Origin of the sequence: Herbidospora daliensis (assembly GCF_001570585.1) — a bacterium.
Lineage (GTDB): Bacteria > Actinomycetota > Actinomycetes > Streptosporangiales > Streptosporangiaceae > Herbidospora > Herbidospora daliensis.
This window is the reverse complement of the sequence record NZ_BBXF01000005.1, coordinates 478,020-502,929: the sequence shown is the minus strand read 5'-3', so window position 1 is coordinate 502,929 and position 24,910 is coordinate 478,020. Positions and strand designations below refer to the sequence as shown.

Below are 24,910 nucleotides of genomic sequence, written 5' to 3'. Positions count from 1 at the left end.
CAGTGTGTAAATCGCTCTTCGACCGAGGCCTGAGCTACCGAAGGCGGCAGGCTGCACAGCAGTGTGGACGATGTCGACGTGCAGGTCGCCGCAGATGATCCGGTTGTCGAGGTCCTTGGCCTCGACAACCGCGGATCCCGTATTTGTCAGGAGCGTCTTGCGCACCGTGTCGCCGGCCTAAGCGCGGATGAAGTTGCGGACCAGCACGTGCTGCTATCCGAGGCGGTCGAGTGGGCCGAGGAGGCGCTCCGGGAGGTCGCAGATGAGGTTGCGGACCACTACGTGCTGCTTTCTCTGCTCCACCCACCCGGCACCTGGGCGGTGTGGTTCCGGTTGTGCTGTGCGCGAAGAGGCCGCGACGGCGGCTCGGTGGCTGTTTATGGTGAGGCATGGCCTCCTCTGTTACGCCGCTGCGGCGGGTGAGCGATCGAAGCGAGCCGGAGCCCGCCCGGGAGCCGCTGTGGCGGGAGGCGCTCGGTGAGTGCCTCCGGGAGATCCGCCACGAGCGTGGTGAGAAGCTGGCCGAGACGGCCCAGCGCGCCGGGGTCTCGCCGCAGTACCTCTCCGAGATGGAACGGGGCCTCAAAGAGCCGTCGAGCGAGATGATCGCCGCGGTCGCCGGGGCGCTGGAGATCACGTTGATCGAGCTGACCTCCGCCGTGACCGAGAATCTGCGGGCGGCGCAGAGCGGCTCCTTGGGAGTCACGCTGCTTGCCGCCTAACCAGACCGCCGGCGCCGCCTGCTGCGGAGGGCCCCGCCAGGTCGAGCGCCCGCAGTCCGCCACGAGGGCCGCGACATCACTTGCGTGAGTGCTCCTCGATGATCTGGTCGAGGAGCCCATACTCCATCGCCGCAGTCGCGGTGAACACCCGGTCGCGGTCGGTGTCGGCACGGAGTGTCTCGACGGTCTGGCCCGTGTGCCGCGACAAGATGCGCTCGATGTCGGCCCGGACCCGCACGACCTCGTCGGCCTGCAGGATCAGGTCGGGGATCGCGCCGCGACCCTGGGCGGCCGGCTGGTGCAGGACCACCCGTGCGTGCGGAAGGGCCGAACGTTTCCCCTCCGCGCCCGCCGCCAAGAGCACCGCGCCCACCGCGATGGCCTGGCCGACACAGGTGGTGGCGACCTTCGGGCGGATGTACCGCATCGTGTCGTAGATCGCGAGCATCGCGCTCGGATCGCCGCCCTCGCAGTTGATGTAGAACTGGATTTCGGCGTCGGGATTGTCGGACTCCAGGAAAATCAATTGCGCGATGAGGGCGTTCGCGACGCCCGCGTCAATGGCCGTGCCCAGATAGACGATTCGCTCCGTGAGTAGATGCGAATAGACGTCGAGAATGCGCTCGCCACGTGAATTGCGGGCGATGACGTTGGGGATGGTGTACGTGCTCATCGGGCCGCTCCTTCGGTGACGCCGAAACCGAGCCGATGCTGGGCGAGTGGCGCGATCTCGCCGAAATCGCTGACGATCGAATCGATGAAGCCGTAGTCGAGGGCCTCCTGCGCCGTATACCAGCGGTCGTGCAGGGAGTCGTCGAAGATGCGCTCCACGGGCTGGCCGGTGTCTTCGGCGATGAGGCCGAGCACCGTGTCGCGGGTGTGGCGCAGGTCGCTGGCCTGCAGTTCGATGTCGACGGCGGTGCCGCCGATGCCGGCCGACCCCTGGTGCATCAGCACCCGGGCGTGCGGCAGAGCGCGACGTTTGCCCCGGGCGCCCGAGGAGAGCAGGAACTGGCCGGCGCTGTAGGCGATGCCCAGCACCAGCGTCGCGACGTCACACGGAATCAGCCGCATGACGTCACGGATCGCCAGCATCGACGGCACGGAACCACCCGGCGAATGGATCCACAATGCGATGTCGGCCGACGGATCCTCCATCGCGAGGGTTATCAATTGCGTGGTGAGAAGAGTGCCGTTGTCGTCGTCGAGAGGACCGTCGAGAACGAGCGTCCGCTGCTCGTAAAGCCTACGCCGCACCTGCACGTCGAACAAAGGGGATTTCGATTCATCGCTCATGCGTCCATCATGTGAGGCCGCCTGCTGCGACATGACCTAATCCGCCTGCGGCGGATCCGCTCAGAGCAGCGTGACCTCATACAGATGAGTGGGTAATCGTTGATGACATGCAGCCACGAACGCAGCGGACGCCGACCCCGTACGGGCACGCCGCTGTCCGCCAACGAACCGGCCCGGCACAGACGCAGCTCGCCGCCACCCGGACCAAACTCCAACGCAGCCGCAACGCCTGGCGCATGCGGCGAGGCTTGGGTGCGAACCCATCAAGATCGCCGCCCGGCAGGTACGCCGCCCGGCAGGTACGGGGTGCAGGCGCAGTGCCATTCGGCGGGGTGATGTGAACATCGGAAGGGGGTAACTCGCTGGAGCTCGAGTTGAGATCTTCGGTTCCTTGCCGTCGCCAAGAGCCCTGTCGCACATCGCCGCACCGACAGGGGGCAGATCCGCTGCTATTCGAGACGGTGCGCGACAACGCTCAGCGGACCAGAGGATGGCCATGGGCGCTCAGGTCTGATGGTCGAGGATGATCCTGGTCCGAGCGACGGCCACATGACTTGTCGGTGGCCTTGGGAGAACCTGGCAACAGGAGCTTCGACCCGCATATGCCAAGGTGGCGGCTGCCGCATGATCTGCCGCCCGGACAAAGGCGGTCTGATGTCCAGTAGACACTTGTACGACGCCATCGGCACCACCTACAACCTGACCCGGCGCACCGAGCCGCGCATCGCCCGGCAGGTCTGGGCCGCACTCGGCGATGCACGAACGGTTCTGAACGTTGGGGCGGGCACCGGGTCCTACGAGCCTCCAAGCTCCGCTGAGCAGAGATCTCGCGCGGCGCTGAAGCTGGCCGGCATCGACTCCCGCGAGCCCCCCGGCCCCGCTGATCAGGCACTTTCCCCGGCCCTGAAGCCAAAAGGTACCGGCCCTCACGAACCTCCAGGCTCTGCTGGGCAGCCGGCACTTCGCGAGGTCCTGAAGCCAGCCGACACTGTGCCTCACCAGTTCGAGGGCTCCACCAAGCAGACTCTTCCCGCATCCCCGAAGTCAGCGGACACTCGATCCTCCAAGCCGCTGCACCCAGAGGACAAAACACTTCGCGCGGTACTGAAGCCAGCCGGTGCCGCCTCTTACGAGGCTCCAAGCTCCGCTGAGCAGGCACCTCACCTCACCCCGAGGCCGTCCAGCACCGGGCCTCACGAGCCGCCGGGTCCCGCTGAGCGGGCATCTCGCCCCGCTCTCACGTCAGCAGGCACCGGGCCTCACGAGCCGCCGGGTCCCGCTGAGCGGGCATCTCGCCCCGCTCTCACGTCAGCAGGCACCGGGCCTCACGAGCCGCCGGGTCCCGCTGAGCGGGCATCTCGCCCCGCTCTCACGTCAGCAGGCACCGGGCCTCACGAGCCGCCAGGCCCCGCTGAGCGGGCATCTCGCCCCGCTCTCACGTCAGCAGGCACCGGGCCTCACGAGCCGCCAGGCCCCGCTGAGCGGGCATCTCGCCCCGCCCTTACGTCAGCAGAAACCGGGCCTTGCAAGCCGTCAGCCCCCGCTGAGCAGGCGATTCGCGCGGCCATAAAGCAAATTGACACCGGACCCCATGATTTCGAGGTGACCGCAGTCGAGCCGTCGGCGGTCATGCGGGCCCAGCGCCCCGCCGGTGCAGCGCCGTGCATCGACGCCACCGCGGAGAACCTCCCCTTCGCGGACCACTCGTTCGACGCGGCGATGGCGTTCGCCACCATCGACCACTGGCCGGATCCGATCGCGGGTCTCCGTGAGATGCGGCGGGTCGCTCGCCGCGTGGTCGTGTTCACCTGCGACCCCAGTGCCGCCGACCTGTTCTGGCTCAATCGCGACTACCTACCTGAGTTCGCCGCCCTCTGGGCAGACCGCCCCTCCCTCAGTGATTTGGCCGAGGCGATCGGGGCGAGAACCGAGCCGGTGCTCGTCCCCTGGGACTGCGTCGACGGGTTCTACCACGCCTTCTGGCGCCGCCCCGAGGCCTACCTCGACGAGCACATCCGCAGTGGCATGTCGATCTGGGCCCGTGTCGGCCCCGAAGTCGAGAACCGGGTGGTGAACGACCTCCGTGCAGATCTCGCATCCGGTCGATGGGCCGAACGCAACGGCCACCTCGCCGGTCTCGACGTGGCCGAGCTGGGGCTGCGTCTGCTCGTCGCTTGAAGGTTCACCAGCGCGACTGCTGCCGGGCCGGGTTCAGCATGCCCTTGGTGATCTGGCCCCGGTCGTTCATGATGACCGCCCTTCTCAGCCAGTCGGGCCATGGGTGACGGTTCGGGCCGTCCGCCGGTGTCGGCACGGTCTGGCTGCGCGTCTCGCGGGTGCCGGGGCACTGGGGGAGGCGGAGGACGAAACGGGCCCCCCGGGGGCTGTCCTCGATGGTCAGGGTGCCTCCGTGGGCGTGGGCGATCTCCCTGGCGATGGCCAGGCCGAGGCCGGTGCCGCCCGAGTCGCGGTCGCGGGCGGCGTCCAGGCGGGTGAAGCGTTCGAAGACGCGTTCGCGGTCGGCGGCGGCCACGCCGTCTCCGTCGTCCAGGACCTCGAGGATCGCGGTGCCGTTCTCGGCGCGGACGGTGACGGTGATGCGGGAGGTGGTGTGGCGTTCGGCGTTGTCGAGGAGGTTGACCAGGACGCGGGAGATGCGCAGGCGGTCGCAGTCGACGCACACGCCCTTCTGGAGGCGGCGGACGATCGTCGTGCCGTGGGTGCGCTGGTCGAGTTCGGCGGCGGCGAGCGCGCTCAGGTCGGTGGGTTCGCCGTTGAGGGGGGCGCCGGCGTCGAGGCGGGCCAGGGCCAGCAGGTCGGTGACGATCGCCTGGAGGCGTTCCACGCCGGCCATGACCTTCGTGGCGACCTCGGGCCAGTCGGACTCCTTGGGGTAGGCGAGGGCCTCGTCCAGGTGGAGCCGCATGGCGGTGATCGGGCTGCGCAGGTCGTGGGAGGCGTCGGAGGTGAAGCGCCGCAGGCGCTCGTAGGCCGCTTCCAGGCGGTCGAGGGTGGCGTTCACCGTCTTGGCCAGGACCGTCACCTCTTCGTAGGTCTTGTACGCGTCGGGGACGGGGACCCGGTGTTCGAGGTGGGCGGCGGTGATGTCGGCGAGTTGCCGCTGGATCGCGGAGACCGGCTCGACGGCCTTGGAGATGTCGCGGAACACCCAGGCGGTGACGGCAGCCGTCATCAGCAGGGACGTGCCGATCGCCAGCAACACGGCGGTGGTGCTGCCGTACCAGGGGACCGTGGGGGTCGCCACGTACAGGGACCAGAGGCCGTCGGGCTGGTCGACGTTGATCGACGCGACGGTGCTGCAGCCCGCCAGTCCGGCCGGCGGGCAGAGGATCTTGGTGGTGCTCAGTTTGCCGTGGGTGGGGTGGAAGGTCGCCATCGGCGGCGCGCCGGTCAGCTGGCTGCTGGCCGCGGCGACGTTGCCGCGGGGGTCCACGACCTGGATCGCCTCGTTGAAGTCATGCGGCAGGACGGGGGGCAGTCGCTCCTGCTGGATCAGGGGTTCGACGTCGTTCCAGGCGGAGAGGCCCTGCTGGAGGGCGCTGTCGCTTTCCTTGCCGCCGACGTACATCAAGAAGAGCAAACTGAGCCCCAGGCACATGAATGCCATGACCACACCTGTGGCTACCGTTCTGCGGGCGCGGTACGACGCCCGTTTCCATCTTCCCATCGATCCTCCCCTCCCTCCACAGGTCAAGGAACCCCGTTGACCAGCCAAAACTTCCCGTCAGCAGGTAAAGCTCGCGGGGAGGGCGGATCGTTTACCTCAGCGCGTCGCCGCGAAAGTCGGCGCTTCCCGGCGCTGTTCGCGGCGAGCCAAGGGGGCCAGCAGACGCTGGACGATGAAATATTCCGCCACCAGGACGTTGCCCAAAATCGACGCCCACACGGAGGCGGTGTAGATCGCCTCGAACCCCAGCGAGGGGGCGACCTGGAGGCCGAGCAGGAAGTAGACACGCAGCGTGACGGCGGCGAACGTCAGCGTGTAGTTGCGGATCATCCAGATCCGGTGCAGCTGCACCTCGCCGCGGAGGATGCACCGGTAGGCCATGGCCACGGTGTACAACCAGGCCGCCACCAGGATGTAGAACGCGACCTGGACGGCGAAGCCGCTGATCGTGATCGCCGCGTTGACCGCGGCCGCGATCGAGGCGACCACGATCGAGATCATGTACACCCGGCCGATAACCCGGTGCAGCTTGGGCCGGCTGATGCGGAGGCGGGTGACGAACTGCAGCGGGCCGAGCGCCAGGGCCAGCCCGCCCGGCAGGGCGTGCACCGCCAGGGACAGGTAGTGCAGCGCCACGTCGGGGTTGAGCGGCAGGGGAGCGCTCTCGGCGTTCCCGGTCAGATAGGGCGGCACCGACCCTACGGCGAAGCCGACCGCCGACAGCGCCATCAGCCCCCATAAGACCCACCATCTGCGGCTGCGGTTCCTCATCGGGTGTCCTTCTCGTGTCGTGGGTGGTCGGGGTACGCGGCGAGGCCGTCGACCATGCGCTGCATGAAGCGGGTCAGGTACCAGGTCCAGAAAGTGGCCGACCACGTGATGGGGGTGCCCCCGCCGGGCGCGGGGGAGAGATCGACGGTGCCCCGGTACGAGCGGAAGGGGCGCCGAGGTAACCGCCGGTCGTCGATCAGCGCGACGATCCGCTTCCGGGAGACGTTCCGGCTGCTGGGGAAGGTCCAGGTGTCGCCGGGGTCGCCGTTCTCCACGTCGGCGGAGTCGATCGGCGACCAACGGGGCCAGGTGGCCGCGTGGACCAATGCCGCGAAGACGGCGTCAGGAGGGGCCTGGGAGTGTGCGGTGACCCCGTAGGAATACGGCATGCGCCCCAACGTAGGAGCTGCCGACCTTGCCGGACATGCGGCCGATTGCGGTCAATCGATCAGTTCTTGCGGTACGCCGACGGGCGTACCCCCATCTGGCGCAGGAAGGCCGACGACAACGCGCCCGGGGAGGCGAACCCGCAGCGCGGGGCGATCTGTTCGAGGCTGAGCGACGTGGTGGTCAGCAGGCGCCGGGCCTGCTCGATCCGTAATCGGGTCAGATAACGGTGGGGCGTCTCGCCGGTCGCCTCCCGGAAGACCCGGACGAAGTGGTACACGCTCAGATGCACCTCGGCGGCGATCGCGGCCAGCGTCAGCGGCCCCGCCAGCCGATCCCGCATGATCGCGATGCTCGCCCGGACGGCGGCGTGCTCAGGGCCGGGCAGCCGCACATATCTGCCGAGGGTCAGCACGTGGGTCGCGAGAAACGCCCCGGCCGACTCGGCGTACAGATCACCCGCGGCCCCGCTGCACGGCAGCGCCCGCAGCAGCTGCTCGACGACCGGATCGCCCGCCCCGACGGCGGCGGCCAGCGCCTCGAAGTCGGGATCCCGGCCGCCCAGCGCCCCGGCGGCGGCGCGGACCGCCGCCGAGGGGACGTGCACCTGGACGGTCCGCAACCGCGACGTCGACCGGTAGTCGAACGAGGTCGCCCGCCCCGGAACCATGAGCTCGATGTGCCCCGGCACCCACCGCCGTTCGACGGGCCGCCCGCCCGCCTGCAGCCGGACGTCGGCGTCGCCCGCCACGCACAACACGATGTGCAGGTCGGAGACCGCGGGCATGGGGAGCTGCTCGGCCCGGGACGCGTGATCGAAGCTCTGCACCAGCAGCGACCGCCAGCCGGCGGTGTCCCAGCTGTTGTACGTGTGCCGCACGTAGGCCGCGGTGTCGAAATCGGCATACGACGAGGTATCGAAGTCAGGCGAATCGAACACGTCGCGAGCCTAGTCGGCGGCGCGAGGGGGTTGCTCGGTGCGCTCAGGGTGTTACGTTCCGTCGGGAGGTTGTGATGACCGCTGAGATCCGCCCAGGTCCGTTGGGCACGCCGTCCCCCGACTACCCTCGCCGCCGCGAGCACGACCCGCTGGGAACGGCCGCGATGCCGAGCGGCGACCACGTGCCGGTGGCCGTGCGGTACGAGGACGTCCGCGTCCTGCTGGCCTCACCCGCGTCCAGCCGGAACCTGCGGTTGCCGGGATTACCCCGGTTCGTCGCCGGTCTCGGCATCGACGACGACCCCGACGCCCTGGTCAACCAGGATCCGCCCGAGCACACCCGCTACCGGCGCATCATGCAGGGCGCCTTCACCCCGCGCCAGGTCGAGCGCTGGCGGCCGAGGATCGTGGAGATCGCCGACCAGCTGATCGACGAGCTCGACGACGAGTTCGACCTGGTGAGCGCGTTCGCGGTGCAGATCCCGTGCCGGGTGATCTGCGAGCTGCTCGGCGTGCCGACGGAGCGGTACGAGCAGTTCCTCGCCTGGACCGACATGTTCCTCACCACGTCCACGGCCGACGAGATGGTGCGCTACCGGGGCTACACCGACTTCATGGCCTACTGCGCCGAACTGGTCGCCGACCACCGCGCGAGGCCGGGCCACGACCTGATCGACCTGCTGGTGGCCGCCCGCGACGAAGACGACCGGCTGACCGAGGGCGAGCTGGTCAACACGGTCTTCTCCCTCATCACCGCCGGGCACGAGACGACCGCCTCGATGATCGCCAAGGGGGTGCTGCGGCTGCTGCTGCATCCGAAAGCCTGGGCCGAGCTGACCGGGAATCCGGAGCTGGCGCCGACCGCGATCGAAGAGGTGCTCCGGTACGACGGACCTCCGGCCAGCGCATTCATGCGCCGAATCACCGACGACCTCGACCTGCCGAGCGGCTGCCCGGTCACGAAGGGCACCGTGGTGTTGCCCGACCTGCTGGCGGCCAACCACGACCCTCAGGCGTTCCCGGACCCCGGCGAGTTCGACATCCACCGGTTCGCCGGGCACACCCCCAACCCCCACGTGGCCTTCGGGTACGGCCCCCACCGCTGCCTGGCCGCCGCCCTGGCCCGCGTCGAGCTGACCGAGGCGATCAGGGCGCTGGCGACCCGGTTGCCCGGCTTGCGCCTGGCCGGGCCGCCGGAGGAGATCCCCTGGACGAACGGGCTGGTGCACCGGCCGGGCCGCCTGCTGGTCAGGCGCGCTTGACCGACGGCACGGCCGGTCACCAGGACACGGGCAGCGAGGTCAGTCCGCCGGTGAGGGTCTTCGGGTCGAAGGTCATCTCTTCCAGGGGCCGGCCGAGCCGCAGGGCCGGGAACCGCTTGACGAGCTGGCCGAAGACCACGCTCAGCTCGATGCGGGCCAGGGGCGCACCGATGCAGTAACGCGCGCCGTGGCCGAAGCTGAGGTGCGGCGCGACTGAGCCGTCGGGGTCGAAACGTTCGGGTTCGGTGTACGCGGCGGGGTCGTGGTTGGCCGCACCCGTGTCCAGCAGGACCAGGTCACCGGTCCGCACCCGCACACCCTCCACGTCGAGGTCGGTGCGGGCGTAGCGCACCAGGCCGCCGCCGCCCAGGCCGAAGCCGCGCAGGATCTCCTCCACGGTGGCGTCGATACGGGCGGGGTCGGCGGCCAGCGCCTCCCACTGGCCGGGGGTCGACATCAGCCACAGCGTGCCCATGCCGATCGCGGTGACGGTGGTCTCGTGGCCGGCGAACAGCAGGGACATGCCCAGCATGGCGGCCTCGTCGTCGTCGACCCCGTCGGCGGCGGCCAGGCGGGAGATCACGTCGGCGTCGGGGTCGCCTTCGGCGCGTTTGCGGGCGACCAGGTCACGGCCGTACCGGAACAGATCGGACAGACCTCGCTCTGAGCGGGCGCGGTCGGTGACGTCGGCGGCGGCCTGGCTCCAGGCGCGGAACCGGTCACGGTCGCCGTAGGGCACGCCGAGGAGTTCGCAGATGACGGCGATCGGCAGCGGCAGGGCCAGCGCGGCGTGCAGGTCGGCGGGGGAGCCGGCCGCCTCCATCTCGTCGAGCAGCGCCGTGGTGAGTTCCTCGATGCGGGGACGCAGGGCGCGCATGCGCTTGGGGGAGAAGTGGGGCTGCAGGAGGGCGCGCATGCGGCGGTGGTCGGCCTGCTCGGTGTCGAAGTTCCCGAACGGGCCGCCGAACAGCGCCGACTCCCCGCTGCGGGAGGCGTGTTCGGGCTGCGGATGGGCGCGGCCGAGGCGGTCGTCGGCGAGCAGGCGGCGTACCTCCTCATAACCGGTGACGAGCCAGGCCGGGTCGCCCACGGCCGTGGTCACCGGGTGGACCGGGCCCTGTTCCTGGAGTTCGCCCAGCTCAGGCGGGCGGCGGAGTGGGCCCGCCGACTTGTCGAACGGCAGCGTGGACATGTGGGCCCCCAGAGAAGCAGACGGTGATTCGTATACCCCCACGTCTAGTACGGTGCCCCGAATCTGGCGGTTGCGAGCAGATCCTCGACGCCGGCTTGGACGACGTCGCCGCCGAGGCGGAACTGACGCGGGCCCGCTTCCGGCGCTTACCTACCGGATTTCCGGCGGCGCGGCCTCGGGGCCGGCCGTCGGCCGGGGGCCGGTCAGGTAGTTCTGCAGGGTCGGGCCGATCCAGGCGACGACCCCGTCCCTGTCCATGGCGGTGACCGGCGGCAGGCGCAGCACGTAACGCGTCAAGGCCAGGCCCAGGACCTGGCTGGCGATCAGCCCCGCGCGGGTGGCGGGCTCGTCGGGCGCGATGGCGAGCACGGCCGGGCCGAGCTGGGTCGCGAAGATCTCCCGCATGCGGTCGGCGGCGGCCTGGTGGGTGACGGCGGCGCGGAGCAGCGCCATGAGGGTCTCGTCGCCGTCCCAGCGGTCGATGACGTGGCCGGCGATCCGCGCGCCGATCTGGTCGGGGGGAGTGCCGGCGAGATCGGGGATGCGCAGGTCGAACTCCGCGGCGGCGGCGAACAGCTTCTCCTTGTTCTCGAAATAGCGCATGACCATGGCGGGGTCGATTCCGGCGCTCGCGGCGATGGCCCGGATGGTGGCGCGTTCGTATCCGTCGCTGGCGAACAGCTCGCGCGCGGCGGCGAGGATCGCCTCCTTGGTGGCGTCCGAGCGGCGTCCCTTGGTCATGTCAACAAGTGTAGGCCAACACGTGTTGACATGCCAGGCGCGGCGGGTTCTACTGATGCCAACAAACGTTGACTCTTCTGAAGGAGGGCGTCATGCCCGACGTGATCGTGGTCGGCGCGGGACCCACCGGCCTGCTGCTGGCGGGTGACCTGGCCGAAGCCGGGATCTCCGTCACGATCCTGGAACGCCGCGACGGCCGGATTTCCAACCTCTCGCGCGCTTTCGGCGTCCACGCCAGAACCCTGGAGCAGCTGGACGCCCGCGGCCTCGCCGACGCCCTGGTCTCCACCGGCGCCACGCTCGGCGAACTGCGGCTGTTCGACCGGGTGACCGTCGACCTCGGCCGCCTGCCCAGCCGATTTCCGTACCTGCTGATCACCCCGCAGTACAACGTGGAGAACCTGCTCCTGGAGCGGGCTCTGGCGGCGGGCGTCGAGATCGTCCACGACGCCGAGGTCGTCGACGTCCGGCAGGACGCCGCCGAGGTCACCGTCACCACTGACGGGAAGACCTACCGCGCCGCCTACGTCGTGGGGGCCGACGGCTTCCACAGCGCGGTGCGCCGGGCGGTCGGCCAGCCCTTCCCCGGCAAGTCGGTCCTGAAGTCGATCATGCTCGCCGACGTGAAGGTCACCGAGCCGCCGGCGGAGATGCTGACCGTCAACGGGGTCGGCGACGCCTTCGCGTTCGTCGCCCCGTTCGGGGACGGCTACTACCGGGTCTTCGCCTGGGACCGCCGCCGCGCCGTCGCCGACGACGAACCGCTCACCCTGGAGGAGGTCCGGGAGGTCACCGAACGCGCGCTGGGCACCGACTTCGGCATGCACGACCCGCGCTGGTTGTCGCGATTCCACAGCGACGAACGGCAGGTGCCCGACTACCGCGTCGGCCGCGTCTTCCTGGCCGGCGACGCCGCCCACGCCCACTCGCCGGCGGGCGGGCAGGGCATGAACACGGGGCTGCAGGACGCGGCCAACCTGAGCTGGAAACTGGCGGCGGTCCTGCACGGGGCGCCTGATGGGCTCCTGGACACGTACCAGACTGAGCGCCACCCGGTCGGGCGGTCGGTGCTGCGCAGCAGCGGCGCCATCATCCGGGGGGCCATGCTCAAATCGCCTATCGGACGGGCTGTCCGCGGGTTCGCGGTACGTCGGGCGCTGGCGGTGCCGAGGATCTTCACCCGGGTCACCGGGCAGATCAGCGGGGTCGGCTACACCTACCCGGCCCCTCGCGGGGCGCACGCGCTGGTCGGCACGCGAGCTCCTGACGTCGCGCTCGCCGACGGGGGGCGGCTGTACGAGGCGCTGCGCGGCGGGCACTTCGTGCTCATCGGCGACTCCGGCACGGGCTTTCGGGATGACCGGGTTCGGGTGGTGGCGCGCCTCAAGACCGGCGGTCCGCTGGTGCTCGTCCGGCCCGACGGGTACGTGGGCTGGGCCGGGACCGAGACGAGCCAGCTCGACCGGGTTCTGTCCGAGTTGGCGGGCACCCCGGCGAGCCGCGGCACGGGGCACTGAATCTCGGGCGGCGAAGACCGGGGTGCTGGGTCTGTACGGTCTGCGGGTGGCCGCCGCCGGTCTGTGAGAACGACCCGGATGGCGCGGCGGTGGCCGGTCCGCGTGACATCGGGGCTGTCGCCGGGTTGGTGCGCCAGCAGATCGTGGCGGTTTTCGGTCGAGTCCGCGGCTCGCGCCCGTACACCGGGAAGCCCGGATCCGGCGGGCGCCTGGGGGAGAAGGGCTGCTGGCGTACACGATCGGGGGGAGCGTGCCCTCCGTGATGGGGCTGACCGATCCCGATCGGCCGGGGGGAGGGGCTGAACGTGGCGTGGTGGACGTTGTTGCCGCATGGAGCCGCCGGATCGGCGCGTGATGATGGCCGAGGCGGCGCTCGGCACGGCGGAGATGCATCAGTGAGACTTACTTTGTAAAGGCGCCCGGTTGGTGCAAAACCCAGGTGGCTCGCAAAAAACCCCGCAACGAGGAACGAGGCTTCTCCTGGCAGGGCCGAGGTGGTCGGTCAGCGCCGCTCGCCTTCGGTCTCCTGCTGAGGTCGATCGAGCGGTACTTGAGCGCCTGGCGCAGCCACTTTCTGTGCTGACCGGTATTGAGTGGGCGACGTCATCCCAGGTGCCGCAGACCGCCTCTCACGCCTTCTGCGCGAGATCCGACATGTCGCCACGCAGGACCCGTCGGAGTTGAGCGGGCGTATCGACACAGGTCGTGAGCCTCCTGCTGGAGCCGGCGCGGGATGAGTCCCGGGCAGGCTCGGAAGGTTCCCGTCATGTCCCCGGCTGCCGTTCACGCGGGTCAGGGTCGGCACGCCAAGCCGGGTGTCGATGGTTGGAGCCTGTTCCTTGGACCAGGTCCTGAGCCATGTGACCAGCGCTGCGATGGTCGCCGTGCCGGAGAGAGTCGTAGCGGGTGGCCACGGCCGGACCTGCTTGAGCCGGTTGACCGCCCCCCGGGATCCGCCATGCTGCTGTCGGGCCGAAGCTGGGAACTCTATAACGGGCACGAGCGATCAGACCCTCGCCGAGCCCGGATGGTCCAGAATGATCAGATCTTTCCGGGGCGACGTGGGGGGTCAATCGTGTGGGCGGTCGTTATGGCGGCGGTGCTGGCGGGCGGCATGGCCGGGGATGCGGCGGTGTGGCGGTGGGCGCCGCTCCCGCCGAAGGCGGGCCATGACGCGTTCGCTCACGTGGCGGCGAGCGGGGCGAAGGACATCTGGGCGGCGACCGGCGCGGGTGCCTTGGTGTCGGGGTCCAACGTGGCCCTGCTCGAACGTTTCGACGGCCGGCGCTGGCGGTCGATGCCCAGGCCGTCTGGGGCTATCACCGCTCTGTCCGCCTCATCGGCGGGTGACGTGTGGGCGCTCACCTCCGGTCGGGCCCATCGCTGGGACGGTAAGCGCTGGCGGGTCATGCGGTCGTTCTCCACCTCGGCTTACGTGCTGCTCGCCGCCGTTCCCGGTGGGGCGTGGTTGTCGGAGCAGGGGAAGCTGAGCCGGTACGACGGCACGCGCTGGCGGTCGGTGCCCGTTCCAGCGGGTCTCGAGGTCGGGGCGGTTCGGGTCCAGGGGCGGGACGTCTGGGTGCTCGGCCGGTACAAGTCGGGCAAGGCCATCTACGACACGATTCAGGGTGGCACCCCCGCCGCGTTGCGCTGGAACGGCCGGGCGCTGGCCAAGGTGCCCGTTTCGGCGCCGGCGAAGATCGGCGTCCATCTCCAGCTCGACGACGTCGTCACGGGCAAGAACGGCGACTTGTGGCTCTCCGGTCATTCGGTGCTCGACGGCGACCGCCTGCCGGTTCTGCAGCGGCGCGGGTCGAAGTGGACGACCCTGACCCCGCCCCGCACTCCCTCGCCGGGGAACATCGAACCCGACGGGAGCGGCGGTGTGTGGTTCGACTACGGCCTCGATGAGCCGCTGTGGCGCAATCGGGCGGGGAAGTGGACGAAGGTCGCCGCTCCCAAGCCGCCCGCCGGCCGCCGCTGGGGTCTGTTCACGAACTTCGGGGCGGCCGTCACGCGGCACATCCCGGGGACGACGCTGCTGGTGAGAGCCGGGGCGACGTCGGTTCCCGCGCCGGGGAACTCCTACAACCCGGAGACGAGCGTGAAGGCCCACGAGTCGGCCGATCGGGTGCTCATGACGGGCCCGCATCGGTGAACATCACGCCGGTGAGATCTTCGGAGACTGTCCAACCGCTGCTGGAGTGGCTCGTTGAGGCCGCCGAGCGCGGCTCGTGACTGGCGGTCCGTCGGTGCTCGTCCGGTCGAACGGGTACGTGGGCCGGGACTGGCACCAGCCGGCTCGGCCGATTTCTGGCGGGAGTCACCAGGGTTTGACCACGGACTTTCTGGGCGGCGCCTTGATCTCGACCCGGGTGTCCCAGTGCTTGTAGAAGGTGGTCAGGTTCACGCTCTCGAAATATCCGGGGGAGCCGGTCATGTCCCAGACGATCGAGGCGGTGAATCGCCGCGGCAGGTCGTCGGGACCGGCCCACAGACGCCATTCGACGCGCCCGCCGACCGAATTAGGGTCGTCTCTGAACCGGACGCCGGCCAAGGTGGTCGCGAAACTCCGCACGTCGACGGAGCCGTCGTACAGGGTCGTCGGCACTCCGTCTATCTCGCCACCGGGCTCACCTGCGGAGGCGTGCAGCTCGACCAGGTCGAGGAAGGCCGCGTTGACGCCGCTGATCATGTCGTCCGCGTAGGTGAAACCTCCGCCGTCGTCGCCGAAGTCCTCCCATTTCGCGGAGCGTGGCTTTCCCGAGAGCGAGGTGGTGCGCTTGTAGCTCTGCAGTCCGATCGTGATGATGCGAATCCGCGCGTCGTCGAGGTACGTGACGTCAGAACGGGCGATCCCCGACCGGTTGAACCGGAAGGCTCCCGCGCTGGTGTGCGTCCTTTTGGCCGAGCCCATCTTCTCGCGCGTCTTCGTGGAGAAGTACACGCCGCCCTTCTTGGCGGAATGACGCAGGACCGCCTGCCTGACGTCGCCGAAGTGCTGATCCGCTTCTACCGGCGACGCCGGGAGGAGTAACGAGGCCGCCACCGCGATTCTCAGTGCGATCATGACGCGATCGTCGATCACCGGTGTCTCGGCGCCGTCACGAGTCAGTACCGTGGCTGCGCATGACCGGCATCGAGATCACCGCAGACCTGGTCCGCGCGCTGCTGCGGGAGCAACATCCCGACCTCGCGGGGCTGGCCGTCAGCGAGGTGGCGGGCGGCTGGGGCAATCAGATGTGGCGTCTCGGCGACGAACTGGTCGTTCGTATGCAGCGGATGGACCTCACCCCGGACTCCCAGCTCAAGGAGCGGCGGTGGTTGCCCGTGCTGGCCCGGCGTCTGCCGCTCCCGGTGCCGGTCCCCGTGCGGTTCGGCGAACCGTGCGAGCGTTTCCCCAAGCACTGGACCGTGATGACGTGGATTCCCGGCGAGCCGCTGGACCACGGCTCGATCAGCCGCGGCGCCCACGCGGCCGACACGCTGGCGGGTTTCCTGCGGGCGCTGCACGTGGCGGCGCCCGCCGAGGCGCCGATCGCCTCGGACCGCGGCGCCCATCCCCGGGACTGCGCGGACGGCTTCGAGCACTTCTTCCAGGCCGTCCCGGACGACCTCGCCGCCGCCGTCCGGGACGTGTGGGACGACGCGGTCGCGGCCCCCGCGTGGGAGGGCCCGCCCGTGTGGGTGCACGGGGACCTGCATCCCGCGAACGTCGTCGTCTCGGACGGAACGCTCTCGGGCGTCATCGACTTCGGCGACCTGTTCGCCGGCGACCCGGCGTGGGACCTCGCCGCCGCGTGGGTGCTGCTGCCCGAGGGCGCGGCCGCACGGTTCTTCGAGACCTACGCGCGTGCCGACGAGGCGACGATCCGGCGCGCCCGTGGGCTGGCCGCCATGAAGAGCCTGTTCCTCCTGCTCATGGGGCGGAACGGAGATCGGGGCCTGCCCGGCGGCAAGCCGAACTGGGGGCCGGTCGGCCGGGCGGCGCTTCAACGTGTCGTCACAGGTCTTCCCGGGCGTTGAGCACGCGGTCGACGTCTGATCTGTCGCGGATGCCGAAGGCCCTGGGGGAGCTCCCACACGTTGACATGGTGGGCGGCTAGAACGCGTCGCCGGTCCTCGAGAACGTCCCGAAAAGGCGAGGGAGGACCTTGCCGGGCGGCGTGGTCAGGCGAGCCGCGAGGCGGGGTCCAGATGACGAAGGCTGTTACACCGGGGACGGCCCGGATCCGGCAGGCGATTGGGGGAGAGGGGCTGCTGACATACAGGATCGGAGAAGAGCGCGGCCTCCGCGCTGCGCGATCCCGACCGGCTGGGATTGGAGGTGATCGAGGTGCCGGAGTTGCGGGCGATGATGGACGAGGGCGCTCGGTATGGCGGGGATGTATCGCTGAGACTTACTTTGTAAAGGCGCTGGGGCGCTGGATCGTTGCAATATTTTTTTACCTGCGAAAAAAACCTGCAACAACGGCGAGGCCCTTCGTCCTGGACGGGGCCAAGCGCCGGTTACGGGGCCTCCGCAGAGGGTGAGCGACGTTGTACTTGAGCGCCTGGCACAGCCACTGCCTGCGCTGACCGGGGGACTGAGCAGGTCGACGTCGTCGCAGGCGCCACAGACGCCTCGAAGGCTTTCTGGACGAGATCCGATGCGTCGCACTCGCGGACCCATCGGAGTTGAGCAGGCGTGTCGATACAGGTCGTGAGCCTCCTGCCAGCCTTAGCGCGGAGTGATTGTCGGCCGGGTGTCAGGCAGGGGTCCCACATCATGTCCCCAAGTGCCGTTCACACGAGTCTGGGTCGGCGGCCCATATCCAGGTGGAAGATCGGTTGCCGTGAGGTGTTCCGCCGGATTTCGATCAGCCTCGCCGGAACCATACAGGTGAGGCCCTGCCATTCGGCGATCAGGCGCATGGCGACCCAAGCCGTCAGTGAGCTCGCCACCACCAGCGCGGCCGACTAGCAGCGCGGCCGACTAGCAGGGCGGTCAGCGTCGCTCATGCGTCGTGGTTGGGGGAAGTCAGCAGCATCGCACTCAAGAGTCGATCGGGCGGTGGTCGGCGTTTGGTCGTCCCGGCGGATTTCGGCCCTTACCGTATGGCGGGGTGACCGGGGAGACTGTGGTGGCATGAGCTTCGACGTTGCGCGGATTCGCGCGTTTTATCCCGCCCTTGCTGACGGTTATGCCTGGTTGGACGCCGCCGCGGGCACCCAGGTACCCCAGCCGGTCATCGACGCCATCGCCGCCGCCTACACGGCGGGCATCGGCAACGCTCACGGCACCTTCCCGGCCAGCGCGCGTTCGGACGAGATCGTGACGCGGGCGCGTGAGGCCGTGGCGGATCTGGTCGGCGGGGACGCGGGTGGTGTGGTGTTCGGTCCGAACATGACCACGTTGACCTACCGGTTCGCCTATGCCCTGGCGAAGGACTGGGGGCCGGACGACGAGATCGTGGTGTCCCGGCTCGACCATGACGCCAACGTGCGGCCGTGGGTGCAGGCCGCCGAGCGGGCCGGGGCCAAGGTCCGGTGGGCGTCGGTCGAGGTGCCGAGCGGGGAGTTGCCGGCTGGGCAGTACGACGAGTTGGTGACCGAGAAGACCAGAATGGTCGCGGTCACCGCTGCGAGCAACATCCTGGGCACCAGGCCCGATGTCCGGCGCATCACCGATCGCGCTCATGCGGTGGGCGCGTTGACCTATGTCGATGGTGTGCACGCCACCCCGCACACCCCGGTCGACATGGTCGCTCTGGGTGCGGACTTCTACGCGACCAGTTCCTACAAGTGGTCGGGGCCGCACATCGGTGCTGTGATCGCCCGTCCGGAGTTGCTCGAACGGCTGTCGCCCGACAAGCTCGCGTCCTCGCCGGCGGAGGTGCCGGATCGGTTCGAGACGGGCACGTTGCCTTTCGCCGATCTGGCGGGGGTGGCCGCGGCGGTCGATCATCTGGCCGGGCTCGACCCAGAGGCGACCGGCAGTCGGCGGGAGCGGCTGCTGGCCTCGATGGCGGCGGTCGAAGCGCATGAGCAGGCCGAGTTCGCCCATCTGCTCAAGGGGCTGTCCGCGTTGCCGGGTGTGGGGCTGGTGGGTTCGCCTGGGCGGCGTACCGCCACGGCGTTCTTCGCCGTCGCGGGGCACACGCCTCGTCAGGTGGCCGAGCATCTGGCCGCCCGCCGGGTCAATGTGTGGGACGGGCACTGCTACGCGTGGGAGCTCACTCAGGCTTTCGGCATCCGGGACGCCGGTTCGGGTGTGCGGGCCGGGTTGGTGCACTACAACGACAGGTCAGACGTCGACCGGCTGCTCGACGCGTTGGCGGAGCTGACCGCCTGACCGGGTCACCAGTCGCGCTCGTCGATCACCTGGTCGGCGGGCGGGACGGTGATCACCGGGGGGAGTCCCCAGTCGCGGTAGCGGGTGTCGTAGCTCCTCCCGAGCTTCGGCTCTCCGCCGCCGAGGAAATCCACGGTCCGGAGCCACCAGTTGCGGCTGACGGAGGCGACACCCAGTTTGCCGAGGGTTACGACGCCTTTGTAGGCGTATCCGCCGGGCACGGCCTTAGGGGTGGCGTTCCGCACGAGCATCCGCGGGTCGAACACGTCGATCGGCTGGCCGGTGTACGCCCGCTCGTAGACGGGATTCGGCTTCATCCGGACCCATGACTTGCCGTCACGGTGCGGCCACGTTGTCAGTGGGGTTGCCAGCGGCAGATCTTCTTCGAGACGAGTCGGGCGCCGATGCGTTCGTAGAACCGTTGGGCCGCCACGTTGGCTTCGGCTACCTCCCATCGGATGACCTTGCCCTTCGCCGCGTCGGCTGCCGCGTGCATCAGTCTCTCTCCGATGCCGTTGCCGCGTTCGGATTCGGCGACGAACAGGTCGTCCAGGGCGAGGTATTCGTCGCCGGACCAGAAGCTCGTGCGTTCCAGCCATGAGACGTAGCCGACGGGCCGGCCGTCGCGTTCGGCGATCAGGTAGACGATCTCCGGGCGGGAGAGCATGCCTTCGAGGTCGGTCACGGTGACGGCGTCGGCCTGGTTCTGGTGGTCGGCCAGGGCCAGGATCAGGTCGCGGACGGTGGAGGCGTCGCCGGCTTGGGCGCGGCGGATCGTGACTGCGGTTGCTTTCCTCATGAGGCGTGGTCGCCGTGGTCGCTGATCTGGGCGTCGAACCAGGCGTGCAGGGCTGTGACCATGGATGCGTCGGTGGTGGTGTAGGTGATCTGGGCGCCGGTGGGGGTTTCGGCGTAGTGGACGTCGACGGCTTGGTGGCCTTGTTCGAGTTGACGTAGGCCGGGCATTTCGCGTCCGTGGATGGAGGCGGGGTCGCCGTAGTCGCCTGCCTCGAAGCGGGTGGCCTCTTCGGTCAGGTGGTCGCGGATGAGGCGGATCTGCTGGGTGTCGTCGGTGTCGTCGGAGACGACGGTCTGGGTGCCGCCGGTCGGTGATTTGGCGAATCGGTGGGTGGTTCTGTCGAGGTCGAACGGCATGACCTGCTGTCCTTTGGCCGCGATCTCGGCCTGCCGGTCGGTGGTGGCGTACACGGCGATCGAGGCGACCGTGAGCACGGTCAGCGCGCCGAGGAGCCACCAGGTTCTAGGTCTCATCCATCGCCTCCGTGAGGATGTTCAGGGCGCGCAGCACGTCGGCGCGGTCGCCCTCGGGGACGCGGTTCAGCACGGCGGAGAAGTGCCGTGCCCGTGCTGCTGCCAGTTGCGCGGCGGCGTTCACGCCCTGGGGGGTGAGTTCGACCAGGACGCCGCGGCCGTCGTCGGGGGCGGGGGTTCGCCGGGCCCAGCCGCGGTTGATGAGCTGGGTGACCAGGCGGCTGGTGGTGCTCTTCTCCAGGCGGAGCCGCTGCGTGAGGTCGCTCTGGCGGAGTGCGCCGTCTCGGGCCAGTTCGCCGAGGGCGTGGGCTTCCGAGACGGGCACGGGTTGTCCGCAGGGGGTCTGGTCGGGCTGGTGGAGGCCGAAGGCCCGGACGAAGCGGGCTACGGCCTCCTGGAGCTCACGATCACCGGACATGGTTCGACGATACAACCATCTGGTTGTGTCATACAACTACATGGGGATCATTTGATCTCGTAGGCCCTGATGACCGTTTCGGCGAAGGTGTTGCCGGCGGCGTCGGCGACCTTCACCCGCAGGGAGGCGAAGCGGCCGCGGGCGGTCGCGGGGTGGCTGGTCTCCGCGGTCCAGGCGTCCTTGCCGGCGGCGTGGACCTTCGCCGGCTGCCAGGTGCGGCCGTCGTCGTAGGAGATCTCGACGGCCGGCGTCTTCACCTTGGGGGCGGGGGCGGCGTCCTGGCGCTGGAGGCGCAGCGGGATGCGCGTCTTGCCGGTGGCGGCGCGGTTGCGGTCGTCCAGGTCGGGGCTGATCTGGACGGACATCAGCGGCAGCAGCTGGCGGGTGCCGGGCTTGGGGGTCTTCGAGCGGAACGTCCACTCGGCGTCCACGCGGGTGGAGAAGCGGGTCATCGCGGGAGCCCGGTCGGCCGTCATGGTGATCCGGTAGTGGCTCTCCTTGGTGTCGGCGGGCACGTCGACGGTGCCGGGCAGGTGGGAGTCGGAGCTGAAGATCTCCTTGCCGTCGCGGTAGAGGGTGGCGCGCGGGTTCTGGTATTCGCCGAAGGAGTAGCGGCCCGGGACGGCGTCCTCGAACTGGCCGGTGGCGAACTGCAGCAGGTCGCCCTCGCGCCAGGAGCCGTTCCCGGGGCTGAGGGAGGCGCCGAAGACGCCGGTGTTCCAGCGGTCGGACGTCTTCTGTCCGGCCCGGAAGGAGGTCATCTGGCCGAAGAAGAACTGGTCGATGTTGTCCCAGGCGTCCAGGGCCTTGTACTGGATGAAGGAGGGGTACCAGGTGGTCTCGCCCGGCGTGAAGTACTCGGTGCGGCGGAACGGCAGCGGGAACGTCGACAACGAGCCGTAGGGCATCCACGCCGCCTCGGTGCCGTACAGGACCGGGAGGGCGAAGCGTTCGCCGTGTTTGCCGTCCTGCTGGGCGGCGTACGTCGAGGTGACCTCGGCGAGGTCGTGGCGGCGCGGGCGGTAGCCGGGGTCGGCCGGGATGCCGGGTTCGGCCTTCATGAGGTGGTACCAGTACGGGCTGGCGTCGTAGCCGTCGCCGTTGGGCTTGGCCCACTGGGTCCAGCGGTAGTAGGCGAATTTCCTGCTCGCGGTGCGTCCCGTCGGGATGGCCTTGACGCCCTCGATCCGGGCGGCGTCGCGGGCGAGGTCGACGTCGACGCCGAAGGGCTGTTTGCCGTCGACGAGCTGGAGCAGGCCGATCATGCCCATGGCGAGCCGGGCGGTGGGTTCCTGGGTCCGGACGTCGACCGGCCGGGCCGCGCGGGCGTCGGCGGCGATGACGCGGTCGGTGTTCAGGGTGAACTCGGGGTCGGCGGCCATCACGAGGGTGCCGTCGTGGTCGAGCATGAGGGTGACGACCGTGTAGCGGTGGCCCTTGGGCAGTTTCAGGTCGAGGCTGCCGCCGGAGACGTCGAGGTTGGTCTGCTCCTGGGCGTCCAGGTCGATGACGCCGGCGAAGGCGGTCGCGGCGGGTTTGCGGTCGGAGCCGGTGAAGGTCAGTTTGACGTGCCGCTTCTCGGGTTCGACCCGCATGCCGATGCCGGTGCGGACCGACACCCCGTCGCCGGTGGCGATGACGGTGCCGCTGTAGCGGCCGACCGCCGAGGCGGCCGCGGCCACCTGGACCTGGGCGGTGCCGTGCGCGGGCACCTGCACCGAGGTGGCGCCGAGCGTGAACGGCGTGACCGTCACGCCGTGCTCGTCCTTGGCGACGACGCTCAGGGTGAGCCGGACGGCGGCGTCGCCCTCGTTGCGGTAGGTGAGGGTGCGTTCGGCGGGCGGCACGGGCAGTTCGAAGTCGCCCATGGTCAGCGAGGCGGGCTCGGTGGTGACCTGCTGGGTCACCGCGCGGGCGACGTCCACGCGGCCCGAACCCTGGACGTAGGCGCCGAGTTCCTCGCCGGGCGCGGTGGAGGCCATGAGGGCGGCCTTGATGCGGTCGGGGGTCCAGCCGGGGTGCTGTCCGGCCAGGATCGCCGCCGCTCCGGTCACGTGGGGCGTGGCCATGGACGTGCCGTTCATCGCCGTGTACGTCTGGCTCCCGGCCAGGGCCGCCACGATGCCGACGCCGGGGGCGACGAGGTCGGGTTTGACCGCGCCGTCGTCGATGCGCGGGCCGGTGCTGCTGAAGTCGGCGACGACGTCGGCGTCGCGGTGGGACGCGCCGACCGACAGCGCCCGGTCGGCGCTGCTGGGCGAGCTGAGCGTCTGCGGGCCGGAGTTGCCGGAGGCGACGACGAACAGGGTGCCGTGTTTCTCCGTCAGGGTGTCGACGGCCTGCTCCAGCGGGTCGTCGCCGGGCGCGTCGGGGCTGCCGAGGCTGAGGTTGGCGACCTTGGCGCCGTTCTCCGCCGCCCACGTCATGGCTTCGATGACGCCGGAGTCGGGGCAGTCGCCGTACTGGTCGCAGACCTTGCCGATCATCAGCTTGGCACCGGGGGCGACGCCGGTGTGGGTGCCGCCGGAGGCGGCGCCGGTGCCCGCGATGGTCGAGGCGACGTGGGTGCCGTGCCCGTTCAGGTCACGGACGTCGGGTTCGGAGGTGAAGTTCGCGGTCGTGGCGACCCGGCCCTTCAGGTCGGGGTGGTCGGGGTCGTAGCCGCTGTCGAGCACGGCCACGCTGACGTCTTTCGCGGTGTGCCCGGCCGCCCACGCCTGGGGCGCGCCGATGTGCGGCACGCTGACGTCCAGGGACAGCCGGGATTTGCCGTCGAGCCAGATCTTCTCGGGCGCGGCGGCGGCCTTGGCCCGGCCGGTCAGCGTCGCCCACAGGGCGCCGGCGGAGGCGCGGGGCTCGCGCTGGGCGATCGCGTTGATGGCGGTCAGCGGGCGTCCGCCGGCGACGCGCAGGCCGGTGACGTCGGCGCCGTAGGTGACGATCAGGGGGAGCGCGGGGGTGGCGGCGTCGTCGTATCCGAGTGCGGCGAGGCGGGTGACGTTGAACAGGCGGGGGTCGAGCCGGCCTTGGGCGAGCAGGGGCATGGCGTCGGCGGGGACGACGCTGAGGCCGTCCTGGCCGCGCCGGTGCACGAAGGTGATCTTCTCCCGGCCGGGGCCGGGCCGGACGTCCAGCTGGGTCTGCTTGCCGGGGAGCGGGCGGAGGGTGACCGTGTCCCCGGTGACGAGGGTGATCGTCTTCGGGGGGACGGATCCTGCGGCGGGGGCCGCCTGGACGGGGGCGGCGGCGGCCGCGACCAGCGCTGATATCACAGCACCGGTGATGAGGGTTCGCTGTAGCACGACAGGATTTCTAACTGTCTGTTAACACTGGTGCCAATGGTGCTCGTGTGGCCTATTGCGGCAGCCGCCGGAAATGGCCATGATCGTCGCATGCTTGAGGTGCTGGGCATCGGCGCGTTCGACGAACGGATCTACCGGGCGGTGCTGGCCTCTCCCGGCATCACGGTGCAGGAGCTCGTGGCCCGGAGCGGCGAGAGTTCGGGTCGCATCCAGTCGTCGCTGACCAGGCTTCAGGCCAAGGGGCTGATCAACCGGTTGTGGGGCCGCTCGCCCCGCTGGACGGCGACCAGCCCGGGGACCGCGATCCGGTCGCTCGTGCGCGGCCTGCAGGGGGAGCTCGACCGCATCACCGACACGGCCGAGGAGCTGGAGACCGCCTTCCGCGCCGTCGGCCAGGACCCCGACGACATCGGCCAGTTCGAGGTGCTGGCCGGTCCGGAGGTGCTCGCCCGGTGGTACCGGCAGGTGCAGCAGGAGGCCAAGGACGAGGTGCTCACCTTCGACCGGCCGCCGTACGTGCTCGACTACCGCAACCCCGTCCAGAGCGACCGGCTGCGCGACGGCGTGCGCTACCGCACCATCTACGCGCCCGAGGCCCTCCAGCACGAGGGCGCGCTCGACCAGCTGGACACGATGCTCCAGGTGGGGGAGGAGGCGCGGGTGCTGCCGGGCCTGCCGTTCAAGATGGTGCTGGCCGACCAGCGGGTGGCGATCATGCCGCTGCACCTTCACCTGCACCAGCCGTTGAGCCGCAGCGTGCTGATCCGGGGTTCCACGATGGTGGTGGCGCTGGTGGAGCTGTTCGAGCGCATGTGGCGCGAGGCGGTGCCGATGTACCCGCAGGCCGCCGCGCCCGTGTCGGCGCCGGAACCGGCCGGGGACCTCGCGCCGGAGGAGCGCCGTCTGCTGGCCCTGCTGGCGGCCGGGCTCAAGGACGACGCGATCGCCCGCCAGTTCGGCACCAGCCCGCGCAGCCTGCGCCGCCGGTTGCGGCACCTGTTCGACGAGCTCAACGCCGAGACCCGGTTCCAGGCGGGCGTCCAGGCCCGGCGGCGGGGCCTGGTCTGA

General features: G+C 70.0%; 23 protein-coding genes. 9 read left to right on the top strand and 14 right to left on the bottom strand.

What is annotated here, in order from left to right; genetic code table 11:
* Positions 1-63: 63 nt before the first annotated feature.
* Positions 64-423: a hypothetical protein gene (locus AW274_RS40595; protein WP_157520718.1), complete on the top strand. Its 360-nt coding sequence runs from the start codon at positions 64-66 to the stop codon at positions 421-423.
* Positions 420-722 carry a helix-turn-helix domain-containing protein gene (locus AW274_RS25520; RefSeq protein WP_232320363.1) on the top strand — a complete coding sequence of 101 codons (303 nt, stop codon included), beginning with the start codon at positions 420-422 and terminating at the stop codon, positions 720-722. Before AW274_RS40595 ends, AW274_RS25520 begins: the two co-directional genes overlap by 4 nt.
* A 76-nt stretch (positions 723-798) precedes the next feature.
* On the opposite strand, the gene AW274_RS25515 is transcribed toward AW274_RS25520, so the two are convergent.
* Both AW274_RS25515 and AW274_RS25510 read right to left on the bottom strand, forming a co-directional pair.
* Positions 799-1,395 (bottom strand): ClpP family protease, encoded by a 597-nt coding sequence (locus AW274_RS25515; protein ID WP_062436992.1) that lies wholly within the window; start codon positions 1,393-1,395, stop codon positions 799-801.
* A complete protein-coding gene (locus AW274_RS25510) occupies positions 1,392-2,018 on the bottom strand; it encodes a ClpP family protease (protein WP_062436990.1) in 627 nt (208 codons plus the stop codon). The genes AW274_RS25515 and AW274_RS25510 overlap by 4 nt, the downstream gene beginning before the upstream one ends.
* A 1,602-nt stretch (positions 2,019-3,620) precedes the next feature.
* Between AW274_RS25510 and AW274_RS40585 the strand changes: the two genes are divergently transcribed.
* Positions 3,621-4,196 (top strand): class I SAM-dependent methyltransferase, encoded by a 576-nt coding sequence (locus tag AW274_RS40585; RefSeq protein WP_198169405.1) that lies wholly within the window; start codon positions 3,621-3,623, stop codon positions 4,194-4,196.
* Positions 4,197-4,200: 4 nt separating this feature from the next.
* Here the strand turns inward: AW274_RS40585 and AW274_RS25500 are convergent, their stop codons facing one another.
* From AW274_RS25500 to AW274_RS25485, 4 genes are all read right to left on the bottom strand, one after another.
* The gene (locus AW274_RS25500) at positions 4,201-5,646 is read right to left on the bottom strand and encodes a sensor histidine kinase (RefSeq protein ID WP_232320361.1); all 1,446 of its coding nucleotides are present in this window, start codon (positions 5,644-5,646) and stop codon (positions 4,201-4,203) included.
* A gap of 156 nt (positions 5,647-5,802) precedes the next feature.
* Positions 5,803-6,477, bottom strand: a complete 675-nt coding sequence (locus AW274_RS25495; protein ID WP_062436988.1) for a DUF2306 domain-containing protein — start codon at positions 6,475-6,477, stop codon at positions 5,803-5,805.
* Entirely contained in the window at positions 6,474-6,866 is a 393-nt protein-coding gene (locus AW274_RS25490; RefSeq protein WP_062436986.1) for an SRPBCC family protein, read from the bottom strand. The genes AW274_RS25495 and AW274_RS25490 overlap by 4 nt, the downstream gene beginning before the upstream one ends.
* 59 nt (positions 6,867-6,925) lie before the next feature.
* Complete coding sequence (locus tag AW274_RS25485) at positions 6,926-7,804, bottom strand: AraC family transcriptional regulator (protein ID WP_062436984.1); 879 nt, start codon at positions 7,802-7,804, stop codon at positions 6,926-6,928.
* A 74-nt stretch (positions 7,805-7,878) separates the two neighbouring features.
* Here AW274_RS25485 and AW274_RS25480 point away from each other — a divergent pair, with 74 nt between their 5' ends.
* Positions 7,879-9,066, top strand: coding sequence for a cytochrome P450 (locus AW274_RS25480; protein ID WP_062436982.1), 1,188 nt, complete (start codon positions 7,879-7,881; stop codon positions 9,064-9,066).
* Positions 9,067-9,082: 16 nt separating this feature from the next.
* On the opposite strand, the gene AW274_RS25475 is transcribed toward AW274_RS25480, so the two are convergent.
* A complete protein-coding gene (locus AW274_RS25475) occupies positions 9,083-10,258 on the bottom strand; it encodes a cytochrome P450 (RefSeq protein ID WP_062436980.1) in 1,176 nt (391 codons plus the stop codon).
* Positions 10,259-10,408: 150 nt separating this feature from the next.
* Positions 10,409-10,999, bottom strand: coding sequence for a TetR/AcrR family transcriptional regulator (locus AW274_RS25470; RefSeq protein WP_062436978.1), 591 nt, complete (start codon positions 10,997-10,999; stop codon positions 10,409-10,411).
* A gap of 92 nt (positions 11,000-11,091) precedes the next feature.
* On the opposite strand from AW274_RS25470, the gene AW274_RS25465 reads away from it, so the two are divergent.
* Together AW274_RS25465 and AW274_RS25460 are read left to right on the top strand one after the other, a co-directional pair.
* Positions 11,092-12,516 carry an FAD-dependent monooxygenase gene (locus AW274_RS25465; RefSeq protein WP_062436976.1) on the top strand — a complete coding sequence of 475 codons (1,425 nt, stop codon included), beginning with the start codon at positions 11,092-11,094 and terminating at the stop codon, positions 12,514-12,516.
* A 1,075-nt stretch (positions 12,517-13,591) separates the two neighbouring features.
* Positions 13,592-14,674, top strand: a complete 1,083-nt coding sequence (locus AW274_RS25460; protein WP_062436974.1) for a ligand-binding sensor domain-containing protein — start codon at positions 13,592-13,594, stop codon at positions 14,672-14,674.
* A 165-nt stretch (positions 14,675-14,839) separates the two neighbouring features.
* Here the strand turns inward: AW274_RS25460 and AW274_RS25455 are convergent, their stop codons facing one another.
* Complete coding sequence (locus tag AW274_RS25455; protein WP_157520717.1) at positions 14,840-15,586, bottom strand: hypothetical protein; 747 nt, start codon at positions 15,584-15,586, stop codon at positions 14,840-14,842.
* A 59-nt stretch (positions 15,587-15,645) separates the two neighbouring features.
* On the opposite strand from AW274_RS25455, the gene AW274_RS25450 reads away from it, so the two are divergent.
* Both AW274_RS25450 and AW274_RS25445 read left to right on the top strand, forming a co-directional pair.
* Entirely contained in the window at positions 15,646-16,542 is an 897-nt protein-coding gene (locus AW274_RS25450) for an aminoglycoside phosphotransferase family protein (RefSeq protein WP_062436969.1), read from the top strand.
* Between the two features lie 1,102 nt (positions 16,543-17,644).
* Entirely contained in the window at positions 17,645-18,850 is a 1,206-nt protein-coding gene (locus tag AW274_RS25445; RefSeq protein WP_062436966.1) for a cysteine desulfurase-like protein, read from the top strand.
* 5 nt (positions 18,851-18,855) lie between these two features.
* On the opposite strand, the gene AW274_RS25440 is transcribed toward AW274_RS25445, so the two are convergent.
* The 5 genes from AW274_RS25440 to AW274_RS25420 are packed head-to-tail and all read right to left on the bottom strand — an operon-like array spanning position 18,856 to position 23,842.
* On the bottom strand, positions 18,856-19,167 hold the full coding sequence (locus AW274_RS25440; protein ID WP_062436963.1) for a hypothetical protein: 312 nt from the start codon (positions 19,165-19,167) through the stop codon (positions 18,856-18,858).
* Positions 19,168-19,205: 38 nt separating this feature from the next.
* Positions 19,206-19,649, bottom strand: coding sequence for a GNAT family N-acetyltransferase (locus tag AW274_RS25435; protein ID WP_062436961.1), 444 nt, complete (start codon positions 19,647-19,649; stop codon positions 19,206-19,208).
* Positions 19,646-20,122 (bottom strand): hypothetical protein, encoded by a 477-nt coding sequence (locus tag AW274_RS25430; RefSeq protein ID WP_063813599.1) that lies wholly within the window; start codon positions 20,120-20,122, stop codon positions 19,646-19,648. Before AW274_RS25430 ends, AW274_RS25435 begins: the two co-directional genes overlap by 4 nt.
* Positions 20,112-20,540: a MarR family winged helix-turn-helix transcriptional regulator gene (locus AW274_RS25425; protein WP_062436955.1), complete on the bottom strand. Its 429-nt coding sequence runs from the start codon at positions 20,538-20,540 to the stop codon at positions 20,112-20,114. Before AW274_RS25425 ends, AW274_RS25430 begins: the two co-directional genes overlap by 11 nt.
* A 47-nt stretch (positions 20,541-20,587) precedes the next feature.
* Positions 20,588-23,842, bottom strand: a complete 3,255-nt coding sequence (locus tag AW274_RS25420) for a S8 family serine peptidase (protein ID WP_157520716.1) — start codon at positions 23,840-23,842, stop codon at positions 20,588-20,590.
* Between the two features lie 90 nt (positions 23,843-23,932).
* Here AW274_RS25420 and AW274_RS25415 point away from each other — a divergent pair, with 90 nt between their 5' ends.
* Positions 23,933-24,910: a TrmB family transcriptional regulator gene (locus AW274_RS25415; protein WP_062436950.1), complete on the top strand. Its 978-nt coding sequence runs from the start codon at positions 23,933-23,935 to the stop codon at positions 24,908-24,910.